Source organism: Flavobacterium sp. GW821-FHT12A05, from assembly GCF_058807735.1.
In genome coordinates this window covers 497,580-510,820 of sequence record NZ_JBXAQY010000003.1, presented here as the reverse complement: position 1 = coordinate 510,820, position 13,241 = coordinate 497,580, and the positions used below count along the sequence as shown (strand labels likewise).

10 protein-coding genes are annotated in these 13,241 nt (G+C 36.9%); 4 read left to right on the top strand and 6 right to left on the bottom strand.

Annotated features, from left to right (window positions below; all coding sequences use genetic code 11):
* Window positions 1–4 precede the first annotated feature (4 nt).
* Together AC1RRQ_RS08705 and AC1RRQ_RS08700 are read right to left on the bottom strand one after the other, a co-directional pair.
* Window positions 5–736 carry a LytR/AlgR family response regulator transcription factor gene (locus AC1RRQ_RS08705; RefSeq protein WP_493022630.1) on the bottom strand — a complete coding sequence of 244 codons (732 nt, stop codon included), beginning with the start codon at window positions 734–736 and terminating at the stop codon, window positions 5–7.
* A complete protein-coding gene (locus tag AC1RRQ_RS08700; protein ID WP_493022629.1) occupies window positions 736–1,779 on the bottom strand; it encodes a sensor histidine kinase in 1,044 nt (347 codons plus the stop codon). The genes AC1RRQ_RS08705 and AC1RRQ_RS08700 overlap by 1 nt, the downstream gene beginning before the upstream one ends.
* A gap of 267 nt (window positions 1,780–2,046) precedes the next feature.
* Here AC1RRQ_RS08700 and AC1RRQ_RS08695 point away from each other — a divergent pair, with 267 nt between their 5' ends.
* From AC1RRQ_RS08695 to AC1RRQ_RS08680, 4 genes are all read left to right on the top strand, one after another.
* Window positions 2,047–3,204, top strand: a complete 1,158-nt coding sequence (locus tag AC1RRQ_RS08695; protein WP_493022628.1) for an efflux RND transporter periplasmic adaptor subunit — start codon at window positions 2,047–2,049, stop codon at window positions 3,202–3,204.
* A 6-nt stretch (window positions 3,205–3,210) separates the two neighbouring features.
* Window positions 3,211–6,381: an efflux RND transporter permease subunit gene (locus AC1RRQ_RS08690; protein WP_493022627.1), complete on the top strand. Its 3,171-nt coding sequence runs from the start codon at window positions 3,211–3,213 to the stop codon at window positions 6,379–6,381.
* Window positions 6,382–6,400: 19 nt separating this feature from the next.
* Complete coding sequence (locus tag AC1RRQ_RS08685) at window positions 6,401–7,807, top strand: efflux transporter outer membrane subunit (RefSeq protein ID WP_493022626.1); 1,407 nt, start codon at window positions 6,401–6,403, stop codon at window positions 7,805–7,807.
* A 371-nt stretch (window positions 7,808–8,178) separates the two neighbouring features.
* On the top strand, window positions 8,179–8,682 hold the full coding sequence (locus AC1RRQ_RS08680; RefSeq protein WP_493022625.1) for a hypothetical protein: 504 nt from the start codon (window positions 8,179–8,181) through the stop codon (window positions 8,680–8,682).
* Between the two features lie 170 nt (window positions 8,683–8,852).
* On the opposite strand, the gene fucP is transcribed toward AC1RRQ_RS08680, so the two are convergent.
* From fucP to AC1RRQ_RS08660, 4 genes are all read right to left on the bottom strand, one after another.
* Window positions 8,853–10,145, bottom strand: coding sequence for an L-fucose:H+ symporter permease (fucP, locus tag AC1RRQ_RS08675; protein ID WP_493022624.1), 1,293 nt, complete (start codon window positions 10,143–10,145; stop codon window positions 8,853–8,855).
* 190 nt (window positions 10,146–10,335) lie between these two features.
* Complete coding sequence (locus AC1RRQ_RS08670; RefSeq protein WP_493022623.1) at window positions 10,336–10,776, bottom strand: MaoC/PaaZ C-terminal domain-containing protein; 441 nt, start codon at window positions 10,774–10,776, stop codon at window positions 10,336–10,338.
* 101 nt (window positions 10,777–10,877) lie between these two features.
* Complete coding sequence (locus tag AC1RRQ_RS08665) at window positions 10,878–11,936, bottom strand: Gfo/Idh/MocA family oxidoreductase (protein ID WP_493022622.1); 1,059 nt, start codon at window positions 11,934–11,936, stop codon at window positions 10,878–10,880.
* Window positions 11,937–12,014: 78 nt separating this feature from the next.
* The gene (locus AC1RRQ_RS08660) at window positions 12,015–13,241 is read right to left on the bottom strand and encodes an ABC transporter substrate-binding protein (protein WP_493022621.1); all 1,227 of its coding nucleotides are present in this window, start codon (window positions 13,239–13,241) and stop codon (window positions 12,015–12,017) included.

The following is a 13,241-nucleotide window of genomic DNA, read 5'->3' as shown; positions in this document are numbered from 1 at the left end:
AATTTTATTTTAACCATTTATCTACAATGGTTTTAAAAGTTTCTTTGTATTGTTCGCCAACAGTAATTTCGGTTTTTCCAATAAAAATAGAGTTTTTGCTAATGGCGTTTATTTTATCCAGCGCGACAATAAAGGAGCGGTGTACGCGCATAAATTTTGCCGATGGTAATTTTTCTTCTAAAGCCTTTAAAGAAATGAGAGAAAGAATGGCTTTTTGACTGTCCTCTAAATGAACTTTTACATAATCTTTTAAACTTTCGATATATGAAATTTCTTTAAGCGAAATCCGGACCCATTGATATTCGACTTTTAGAAAGATAAATTCATCGTCGGCTGTAATAGGCTGGAAGTTATTCGAAGCTTCTTCTGTCATTTGAAGAACCTTATTTGAAGCACGCAAAAATTCTTCATAACTAAAAGGTTTTAAGAGATAATCTACGGCATTTACTTTATAACCTTCAATAGCATAATGATTGTAAGCGGTTGTAAAAACAATTTTAGGCAGAGATCCCGGCTGTTCTTGTAAAAGTCTCGCCAGTTCCATTCCAGTTAAGTTGGGCATATTAATATCCAGAAAAACTAAATCCGGTTGTTTCTCTTTTATTAAACTCATAGCTTCTACCGCATTGTCGCAGCTGGCGCACAATTCTAAAAAAGGAGTCTGCTCAATAAAAGTTTGTACTAATTTTAATGCCAGAGGCTCATCATCTACTGCTATACATTTTATTACTGTCATTATTCTAAAGTTATTTGCAGTTTAACATTATACATGCCGTCTTTGGTTACACCGCATATCAGCGAATGTTTGTGCGGATAAATTAAATGAAGTCTGCGTTTTGTGTTAGTTAACCCAATGCCGCCTTCGCTTGTGGTAGAAGATTTCTCAAAATAAGTGTTTTCTACTTCAAATTCAAGATTGCTTCCGTCTTGTCTAAGCGCAATATGAATTTCACTTTTATCTGTGGCATGAATTCCATGTTTAAAAGCATTTTCTACTAAAGGTAGCAATAACATTGGAACAATTGGGTAATCGTGTATTTTTTCTGGAATATCAGTAGTAATCGTCAGTTTACTATTAGCACGGAGTTTCATCAGGGCAATAAAGTCCTTCATAAATTCGGCTTCTTTTAGTAAAGTCGTTGTTTCTTCGGTACTATAAAGCAAGTAACGCATCATGCGGCTTAAAGTGTGAAGCGCATTTCTGGAATCTTCAATATCCGTATACGTTAAAGAATAAATACTATTTAAGGAATTAAAGAAAAAATGCGGATTTATCTGTGCTTTCAGCATCGCCAGTTCGGCCATCGTTTTATCCTGTTCCAGTTTTTGTTTGTGTTGTGCAGCTTTCTGCCAATGCTGCAACATCGCCCAACTCGTACTGATTCCTAAAACCAATAAAGTAAGCATTAAAACATAATTATCAAAATAAGGGTTTTTATACTTTTTAAAACCTAAAACCAAACTAATTTTTGTGTGAAGATCAGTCTGCGAAGTATAAAAGAAAGCAATAAGCTGCATGGCAAAAATGGTAAGAAATACCGAAACCAAAAAAGGAGAAGTATTATCTTTAATAATAGTCCTTGGAACTACGATTTTTGCATTAGTATAAAATATAGTAATTAGTAAAATCAATATGATAATCTGCCAAAGCCAAAACACAGACGGAAGCACTACATTCCAGGTTAACGGGATGTAGAACAGCATGATAAATCCCAATAATAACCAGCCCAGAATGTGCAGTCCGGTAAATAAATAAGGTCTAAAAAGGTTTGTTGCCATTAGTTTGTATTGTTTTTGTGAGACAATATTACATTTTATTTAAATGTGATTTTGAACCAATCGCTAAACAGAGTTTTACAGACCATAAAAACCATTTTAGAGCCGACGAGTTCAAAAATTAAACGCTTGTTTAATTTTAAAGAATTTCCATCGTGTGTAAGGTTATCTTTATCGATTGTTTACTGGTTTTCGTCTATTTGAAATTTTTTGTATGTATTATTTTATTTCTTTTGTCTCCATATAATCGATAATTACATATTATTTCTAATGAATAAGCAATCATTCTTAAGTATTCTCGCAGCATCAGTTCTTATCGCATCTTGCGGTAAAAATGATAAACAGGCTCAGGCCGGAGGCGCACCGCAAATTAAAGAGTATAAAACGCTGACATTACAAACACAGTCAGCCACTTTAAATACAGACTTTCCTGCAAGTATTCAGGGACAGCAAAACATAGAAATCCGACCGAGAGTAGAAGGGTATATCGATAAGATTTTTGTTGATGAAGGTGCTGTGGTAAAAGCAGGTCAGCCTTTATTTAAAATAAGCGCTCCAGAATATGAGCAGCAGGTTCGTACTGCAGCTGCAAGTATTAAAAGTGCGCAGGCTAGTTTAAGCACAGCTAAACTGGCTGTAAATAAAGTTAAACCTTTAGTTGAAAAAGGAATCATTAGTAAATACGATCTTGAATCGGCACAGTATACTTACGATTCGGCTGTAGCATCTTTGGCTCAGGCGAATGCTGCTTTGGTAAATGCTAAAACCAATTTAGGATATACTACTGTAACAAGTCCGGTAAATGGAGTTGTAGGTTCGATTCCGTTTCGTTTAGGAAGTTTAGTAAGTTCTAATACTGCTGAACCTCTAACAACGGTTTCAAGCATTGGAAACGTTTATGCTTATTTCGCAATGAATGAAAAAGCCCTGCTTAACCTTACTAAAGAAGCTTCCGGAGCTTCATTAACCCAAGCAATTAAAAAAATACCGCCTGTTTCGTTACTTCTGGCGGATGGTACTGCTTATCCTGAAAAAGGATATGTAGAAACTGTAAACGGACTTATTAATACAGCCACAGGAACTGTAAATATCAGAGCCCGTTTTCCTAATCCAAAAGGAATTATCAGAAGCGGAAGCAGTACAACAGTTAGAATTCCTAATGAAGTTAAAGATGCAATATTAGTACCTCAGAGTGCTACATTCGAACTTCAGGATAGAATATTTGCCGTTACAGTAGGAAAAGATGGTAAAACAAAAAATGTAGCCATAACCAAACTTGAAAATCCAGCAGGAAACTATTACGTTGTAACAGAAGGATTAAAAGCTGGAGATCAAATTGTATTAGAAGGAGTAGCGGCGTTGAAAGACGGAAGCGAAATAAAAGCTAATAATCAAAGTGCAGCAACAGTATATGCCGATTTAAAATAAAAAAACATGTTTAAAATATTCATACAAAGACCTGTACTTTCGACAGTAATCTCGGTTATTATTGTCATCTTAGGTGTTTTGGGCTTGGTCGAACTGCCTATTTCTCAATATCCTGATATTGCGCCACCAACGGTAAACGTTTCGGCGAGTTATACAGGTGCGAATGCCGATGTGGTATTAAAAAGTATCGTAATTCCGCTGGAAGAACAAATTAATGGTGTAGAAAACATGACGTACATGACTTCTACAGCAACCAATGACGGAAATGCATCGATAAAAATTTTCTTTAAAGTAGGAACGAATCCAGATTTAGCAGCGGTAAACGTGCAAAACAGGGTTTCGAGAGCTACCAGTTTATTACCTGTAGAGGTAACTCAGGCAGGAGTAACAGTAACAAAGAGTCAGAGTAGTAACTTGTTGATTTTCTCTTTATACAGCGATGGAAACGAGTACAGCCAGACTTTCCTTCAAAATTATGCTAAAATTAACCTTGTTCCTCAAATCCAGCGTGTAGTTGGGGTAGGAGATGTAACCGTTTTTGGTGCCAACGATTACTCGATGAGAATCTGGCTGAAACCGGATATCATGCAGCAATATAAACTGATCCCGAGTGATGTTTCGGCTGCTTTGGCAGAACAAAATATTGAGGCTGCACCAGGTAAATTTGGTGAAAACGGAAATCAGGCTTTTCAATACGTAATTAAATACAAAGGGCGTTTAACAAGTGCTCAGGAATTTGGCGATATCGTAATAAAATCTGTTGGAAACGGACAAATGTTACGCTTAAAAGATGTTGCCAAAGTGGAGTTAGGATCATTAAGTTATGCCTCTACAACCAAAACAAACGGTATACAATCTACAGCGATGGCAATCAGCCAGACGCCTGGATCTAATGCCCGTGATGTAATTATCAATTCTAAAAAGCTGATTGAAGAAGCTTCAAAGAGTTTTCCAAAAGGTGTAAAATATACCACTCTTGTAGATGTTAACGAAAATCTGGATGCTTCTATCGAAAAAGTAATCCACACTTTAATCGAAGCCTTTATATTGGTTTTCATCGTAGTATTTATTTTCCTTCAGGATTTTAGATCTACATTAATTCCGGCTATTGCCGTTCCGGTAGCGATTGTAGGAACGTTTTTCTTCCTGAATTTATTTGGGTTTACGATTAACTTATTAACGCTTTTTGCGTTGGTTCTGGCCATTGGTATTGTGGTGGATGATGCGATTGTGGTCGTCGAGGCGGTGCACGCCAAATTAGACCACGGCTACAAATCATCTAAAAAAGCGACAATTGATGCGATGGATGAAATTTCGGGAGCGATTATTTCGATCACACTTGTAATGTCGGCCGTATTTATTCCGGTAACTTTTATTACAGGATCTACAGGGGTTTTCTACAAACAGTTTGGTATTACTTTAGCCGTAGCGATTATCCTTTCGGCAATTAACGCCTTGACTTTGAGTCCGGCTTTGTGTGCTCTACTTTTAAAGCCTCACGCAGACGATCATAAACATAAAACATATTTACAAAGATTTTACACCGCGTTTAACGTTGCTTTTGATAACGTAACAGGAAAATACAAAAGATCAGTTCAGTTTCTTTCGGTTAAGAAATGGATCGTTGCCGCTTCGATTGTAATTGCCGGTGCCGCTTTATTTTATATGATGAAAACTACGCCTTCTGCTTTCGTTCCTTCGGAAGATCAGGGTACTGTTTTCGCCAACATTAGTTTACCGCCGTCTGCTTCTATGGAACGTTCAGATGTAATTGCCAAAAGGGTAGACAGTATTGCTAAAACAATTCCAGGTGTTAAAAACACCCTTCGTATTGTTGGACAGAACTTTACTGCTGGAGCCGGAAGTGCTTACAGTATGGTTATTATAAAATTAGAAACTTGGGAAAAACGTAATCTAAGTGTTAATGATGTAATTGGACAGCTGTTTGCAAAAACCAGCGGTATTCGAGAAGCTAATATTTTCTTTATTTCACCGCCAACTATTCAAGGTTTTGGACAAAGTGGCGGGTTCGAATTCCAATTGCAGGATAAAGGCGGGCATACGACAGCAGAATTCTTTAAAGTTAATAATGAATTCTTAGCTAAATTATCAGAACGTCCTGAAATACAATATGCAACAACTCCTTTTAACCCGGGATTCCCTCAATATATGATGGATGTAAACCTGGCAAAAGCAAAAGATGCAGGAGTTTCAATCAATACGATTTTGTCTACAATGCAAGGATATTACGGAGGATTGTATGCTTCGAATTTCAATAAATTCGGAAAACAATATCGTGTTATGATTCAGGCTTCTCCGGAATTCCGTACCAATACAGAAGGATTAAATAAAATCTTTGTTAGAAACAGTGCAGGAACAATGGCACCAATTACAGAGTTTGTAAAAATGACCAGAGTTTTTGGACCAGAATCTATTTCAAGATTTAACCTTTTCTCTTCTATTGCCATTACAGGAGCCCCAAAACCAGGATTTAGTTCGGGAGATGCTATTAAGGCCATTCAGGAAGTGGCAGCACAAGAGCTTCCGGCAGGTTATGGTTATGAGTTCTCTGGATTAACACGTGAGGAATTGGCATCAGGAAGTGAAACGATTTTCATCTTTATTTTATGTTTGGTTTTCGTTTATTTCTTATTAAGTGCGCAATACGAAAGTTACATTTTACCATTTGCGGTATTATTCTCAATTCCGTTTGGATTAGCAGGAGCTTATTTGTTCTCGATTATTTTCAAACTAAACAGTAATATTTACCTGCAGATTTCCTTAATTATGTTAATTGGACTTCTTGCTAAGAATGGTATTTTGATTGTAGAATTTGCCTTAGACAGAAGGCGTAAAGGAATGCCTATTGTACAAGCTGCAATCGACGGAGCTGTAGCGCGTTTAAGACCAATTTTAATGACCTCTTTTGCCTTTATTTTAGGACTTGTTCCTTTAATGTTTGCCACTGGTGCAGGAGCTGTTGGAAACAGATCGATTGGTTCAGGAGCTGTTGGAGGGATGTTAATCGGAACCATTTTAGGAGTATTTGTTATTCCGGTATTGTTTATCATTTTCCAAAGTTTACAAGAAAGAATCAGCGGTCCTGCAAAGGCAAGTTTTGATGAGGATGATGAAGATGATGAGGAAGTACAAGCGATAGAAGCTCATAAAGAGTAATAATTAAATTAAGACAGAGATGACTCATAGTTCAAATAAATATATTCTTATGGTAATGACAGCCGCACTTTTAAGTGCGTGCTCGATTACCAAAAAGTACGAACGCCCAACAACACTCTCGACAGATAAACTGTATCGTGATGAGGCTTCTGCCGATACCACAACTATTGCAGATATGCCGTGGCAGAGCGTTTTTAAAGATCAAAAACTAAATGCATTAATTCAGAAAGGATTAGATCAAAACCTTAATTTGAAAAATGCTATCGAAAACATTATACAAGCACAAGCGTCATTACGTCAAAGTAAATTAGCGTATTACCCAACTTTAAATCTGGATGCGAGTGTAACACGTAACAAACAGTCAGAAGCTGGATTAAATTTTCCTCCTGGAATTAATATCAATACCTTAACTTCAACTTATAAACTAGCTTTAAGTACGTCTTGGGAAGCTGATATCTGGGGAAAACTAAGCAGTTCTAAAAGAGCAGCTTTGGCTAGTTATTTAGCTACTGATGCAGCAAAACAAGCCATCCAGACACAGTTGATTGCGGATATTGCCAACAATTATTTTTTATTGCTTTCTTACGATAAGTCGCTTAAGATTACAGAGAAAACATTAGAAAGCCGTATCAAAAATGTTGAAACGATAAAAGACTTAAAAGAAGGCGCTATCGTTACCGGAGCAGCTGTGGTACAAAGTGAAGCCAATCAGCATGCAGCCGAAGTTTTGATTCCGGATTTAAAACGCAGCATTCGTGAAACCGAAAATGCAATTAATATCTTATTAGGACAAGCGCCAGGACCAATTGACAGAAGTGAATTAGATGCACAGATTGTTCCGGAAAGTATTGCTGTTGGAGTTCCGTCTCAGTTGTTGCAAAATCGTCCGGATGTACGTCAGGCCGAATTTAATTTCAGAGTTGCTTTCGAATCAACTAATCTGGCTAAAACGTATTTTTATCCAAGTTTAACCCTTACAGCAAGCGGTGGATTTTCGAATCTTGAAATAAAAGATTTTTTCAGCAATTCGATTTTCTACTCGATAATTGGAGGATTAACGCAGCCAATTTTTAATCAAGGAGTAAACAAAACCAGATTAACAACAGCGCAGTCAAAACAATTGCAGGCTTATAATAATTTCCAGCAAAGTCTTTTAGTGGCAGGTCAGGAAGTTTCGAATGCTTTGTTTTCGTACCAAATGGCAGCTGCAAAAGAAGATTCAAGACAAAAACAAATTGAAGCTTTAGAAAAGGCAGTCGATTTTACGCAGCAGCTTTTAGAATACAGCTCAGCTACGAATTATACAGATGTACTGACTTCTGAACAAAATCTTTTATCTGCACAATTAAGCGGTGTCAACGATAATTTACAGAAATTACAGGCTCTTGTAAACTTATACAGAGCTTTAGGCGGCGGATGGAAATAGAATTTGAAAACGACGTACTTAAATGTACGTTTGTCGTTAAAAAACGATCCTTGGTCTAAATAATAAACAATATTAAAATATTGTATTGTACCTTTGCTTTGTAAAGATTCAAATTCGAAAGCATAGCCTAAAATAAAGCGATACAATTCCAAAACAATCATGATTCCACGCATGATAATCGCTATTAATTAAATTTAAACATGACTAGAAAACGCCTCAGCAATGAGGCGTTTTTAATTTGGTATATATCGGTTTAAAAACACTATTCGTCGATTGGCATAACGTTTCTGTATAATGCATTCGATAAATGAGAATATTGGCACTACTTTCGATTAGTTTCTATTTGAAATTAATATTTAAAATCTAAAGACATGAAAAAGTTAATATTTGCCTCCGTATTATTTATGAGCGTGTTTTTTGCTCAGGCACAAGTATCCGTTAATGTAAATATCGGAACCCCTCCAAGCTGGGGACCGCAAGGATACGATGACAGCAGATACTATTATCTGCCCGATATCGACATTTATTATGATGTAGTTCAAAGTCAGTATATCTATGATAACAACGGAAGATGGGTTCGTGAAAGGAGACTTCCTGCAAAATACAGACAATATGATTTATACGGAGGTTACAAAGTAGTTTTAACCGATTACAGAGGAGATGCTCCTTATTCGTATCACTCTAAACACAGAGCAAGTTATCCAAAAGGATATCACGGAAAACCTCAAAAAAACAGAGGAGAAAAACCAGTGAAAAACAACAAATCACAAGGGAAATACAAATCGGATAAGAAAGAGAAAAAAAACTACAACGACAAAAACAATAATCACAAATCCGACAAAGATCATGATCATTCACAAGGAAATCGTCGTTAACTAAATTTAAACATAAAAAAACGCCTCATTCATGAGGCGTTTTTTTTATAATTAACCATCAACCATCAACCATCAACCATCAACCATCAACCATCAACCATCAACCATCAACCATCAACCATCAACCATCAACCATTAACCATTAACCATTAACAATTAACCATTAACAATTAACGTTTCACTTTATGCCCATACAAGCCAAACGATAAAATGATCACAAAACATAAAAGCGGAATAATATATCCAGCCTGAATATCATCGTGTTTCATATCGATTAAAGTTCCCATTCCGTACGGAAGAATCGCGCCGCCCACAATGGACATTACCAGCCACGATGAACCTGTTTCAGTATTCGATTTTAAACCAACCAATCCTAAAGAGAAGATCGTAGGAAACATAATCGACATAAAAAATCCAATACCGCCCAAAGCATAAATAACCACAATTCCGGTTCCGTAAATCGCTAATAAGCAAAGTAAAATACTCGCTGCGCAGTAAATAGAAAGCAAAGTATAGTCTTTTACAAACTTTAGAAAGAAAGTCCCAATAAAGCGCCCAGCCATAAACAAGAAACCGTAAATACCAAGATAATATCCTGCCGTTTTTTCGTCTAAATGAGCACCTTGCTGTGCAATTCTGATAAAGAAACTCGTAATACAAACCTGTGCACCCACATAAAAGAACTGTGCCGCAACGGCCCAGCTTAAATGACGAAACTTTAAAACAGAGAAAAATCCCGGTTTAATTTCAGCTTCAGTATGCTGTGGTTTCATCGAAGGCAGATGCATGAAATAGAATATAATGGCCACTAAAACCAGTACACTTCCTAAAATGATATAAGGCATTTTTACAGCAGCAGCTTCGCCTAATAAGTACGATGCTTTTTCAGCTTCTGGCATTGCTGCCATTTGTTCCGGAGTATGATTTTTTCCCGAAAGTATAAATAATGACCCCACAATTGGAGCCACCATAGCCGCTAATCCGTTGAAAGAAGCAGCCAAATTTAATCTTTTAGAAGAAGATTCGGCAGGGCCTAAAATCGCAGCATACGGATTAGCGCTTGTTTCTAAAATTGTTAAACCGCAGCCAATTACAAACAAAGCGAATAAAAACAACTCGTAGGTTCTCGTATTGGCAGCAGGAACAAATAAAAAGGCACCAGCAGCGAAAACTAATAATCCGGTAATGATGCTGTTTTTATAACCAAATCGTTTAATAAGCATTCCCGCCGGAATCGCCATTATAAAATAAGCAAAGAATACCGAAGTATCAATCAATGTCGATTGGCGGTTGTTTAATTCGCACGCCTTTTTTAAATGCGGAATTAAAATAGAATCCAGATTATGTGCCATTCCCCAAAGGAAAAATAAGCTGGTAATTAAAATAAATGGCATAAGATAGTTTGTTTTTCCACCTTCGTTTGGCACTTCGTGAAGATCGCCTGTTTGGTTTGTTATTTGCATTAGTTTTTTTTTAAAAGGTTCTAAGGTTCTGAGGGACTAAGGGTCTGAGGAACAAAGGTTCAAAGGAACAAAGATTCAAAGGTTTTTTTCTGTAGAGACGCACTGCAGTGCGTCTATTAGGTAAAGGTTTTACGAGTAGAAAAACCTCTGTCCCTTTGTTCCTTTGAACCTTTGTCCCTCCAAAAAAGAATCATTTCTTTTTGACCAAAAGAAGGTGATCACAAACCAAAACCACTTCACCTCTTTGGTTAATGATTTCGACATGTTCTGTTACGGTTCCCATTTCTGGGTTTTTTGCTTCGCCTTTTTCGGAAATAGTGATTTCAGAATGAATGGTATCGCCAATATGAACCGGTTTTACGAATCGCATTTTATCATATCCTCTGGAAAAAGCTTCGGGATTTATTTCAGAAGCCGTTAAGCCGATTCCGATAGCAAAAACCATAGTTCCGTGTGCAATACGCTGTCCGAATGGCTGTGTTTTACACCATTCTTCATCCATGTGATGCGGGAAAAAATCTCCAGTGTGTCCGGCATGAACCACAAAATCAGTTTCTGTAATGGTTCTGCCTAAGGTTACTCGTTTTTCATCAAGTTTATAATCCTCGAAAAATGTTGATTTGAAATACATATATTTTATTTTGAAAGTTGTAAAGTCCAAAGTCCAAAGCCGAAAATCCAAAATTGTAAAGTGCAATAAATCCAAGACTTTATGACTTTAGACTTTAAGACTTAAATTAAAATTCCTCCGTTATTGTTACTGATATAGCAGGCTTCGACGACTTTCATGGTATCTAAAACGTCCTGAACGCTTGCCAGTAATTTAGAATCCGAGCCTTCTTTAAAACGCATTAAATTAGACATCGTTCCTATGAAAGCTTCCGGAAACCATGAGCCTTCAAGGTTAACTTTTTTCCATTCGTATTGACCTTTTTCATCCTCAATCGCATATTCAAAAATGTCCGGAAGTCCGTCAGGATAATTCATCAATAATCCCATTTTGGCTTTGATTGCACCTTTTGTGCCTTCCCATTTTATGTAGCTTTCTTCGTGATTTGGCCCAAAGTGATGATCGTGATTCGTATTGATCACAACATGTTTATCTTCGCCATAATCTAAAATGATTGTAGAACGACTCGATGATAATTTTTTAAGCGGATGTTTCGCTGTTTTTGCCATCACACTTTTCGGATTTCCCATAAACGAACGAATGCAATCGATATAGTGAACACTATGAAAAAGAATTTCCAAGCGAGGATGTTCCTTAATCAGCGGAAACAATTCCCACGGTGTATTTACTGTTACTTTAAATTCGAAATCGTATAAATCGCCAATTAATCCTTCGTTAATTAAATATCTCGCCGCGCTTACAAAAGGGGAGAATCGAAGCTGAAAATTGATCGCAGCCACAAGGCTTTTTCTTTCGCAGACTTCTACAATTTCTCTGGCCTGAGCCAAATCATTTCCCATTGGTTTCTGAATCAAAACCGCAGCACCGTCAGGCAATTGTTCTAATATTTCGATATATTGATCCGGCAGAACCGTAATGTCATAAACGGTATTAGATGGCGCATTTTTAACCGCATCGGCCACGTTTTCAAAAACATGCTCAATCTCAAATTCTTTGGCTAAATCGTGCGCTTTTGCAATCGTTCTGTTGGTAATGCCAAAAACCGTAAAACCAGCCATTTTATAAGCAGGCAAATGCGCATCTTTTACAATACCGCTTGCCCCGATAATGATAATGGGTTGTTTGGTTTCGGGCAGTAAAGGTTTATAGGGAATATTCATTTCGTCGTCTATTTTAAGTTCAGTTAGCAGTGAAAACTTTGTCAAAGTTTAAAACTTTGAAAAAGTTGACTAAGCGAATCAATTCGTTAATTTTTCAATATTTTGCTGTGTTTCTTCTAAAAGCATTTGCGACGGAATATCCGTTTCTATCGCTTTTAAAACCATTTGATCTATCAATTCGGTTACTTTGGGCCAAATTGGCGTTTGCGGTAAAGTCAAAGCATTTTCATGCAGCATTTCCAGTTTATGATAGTACGGAATCGTTTGGTTAATTGCAGCATCATTCCAGGTTGATTTTCTGCATCCAATACCGCCTTTGGTTGTCAATAATTTATCGCTTTCGGCAGTTGTTGCAAATCGTAAAAAATCGTAGGCGAGTGCTTTATTTTTACTTCCAATGCCAATAGTGTAAAGCCAATATACATTCAATGAAGCCGTTTTGTGGTTTTCATCATGCGGTAATTCGGTAATATCAACTTTACCTTTTACTTTCGATTCCTCGATTACTTCACACATCGAGGCAAATCCAAACCAATTAATTGCCATTGCGGCTTGTCCTTCGGCGAAAGCCAATCCAGCTTCGACAGAACCAAAATTTTTCGAACCCGGATGAACCGCATTTATATTGTTGACGATTTTTCTATAATAATCTAAAGCTTCAACTGCCGGATTATGATCGATATTTATTTTATTTTGAGAATCTAAAAGAGAACCGCCGCGTGTCCATAACTGCAGGCAGAAATCGAAAACCATATTATGGCCGTCAGGATAATTGGCAAAGACACAGCCGTATAAATTGCTTTCTGGGCGATTAAAAAATGTGGCAATTTGGGTGAATTGCTCCCAAGTTTTTGGAGGGAACAATTCGTAACCAAATTGTTTCTTGAAGTTTTCTTTTTCGGATAAATCTTCAAATAAATCTTTTCTGTAAATCAAACATTCCGGTCCATCGTGAAACGGAAGTCCGTAAATATTGCCATTAATTTGCTGCAGGTTTAGTAACGATTGATGCCAGCCTTCAGGATAATCCTGCGGTGGATTTTGATTGATAAAAGATGTTAAATCCAGAACCGCTTTTTCATTCGCAGCATCAAAAATCCAATCCGTATTTAAGTGCGCGATATCCCAATTTCCATTTTTTAAGCCTTTATTGGTAATGGTTTCTTCATAAAGATCGTGCAGTTCTAATGGAACCATTTCAACCTCCATCTGAATATTGTTTTTTAGGCAAAAAGCATCCCAAAGCTTTTGCAGCGTACTTTCAAAAGGAGAAAATTTTCTAACAGCGATTCTAAATTTGTCCAT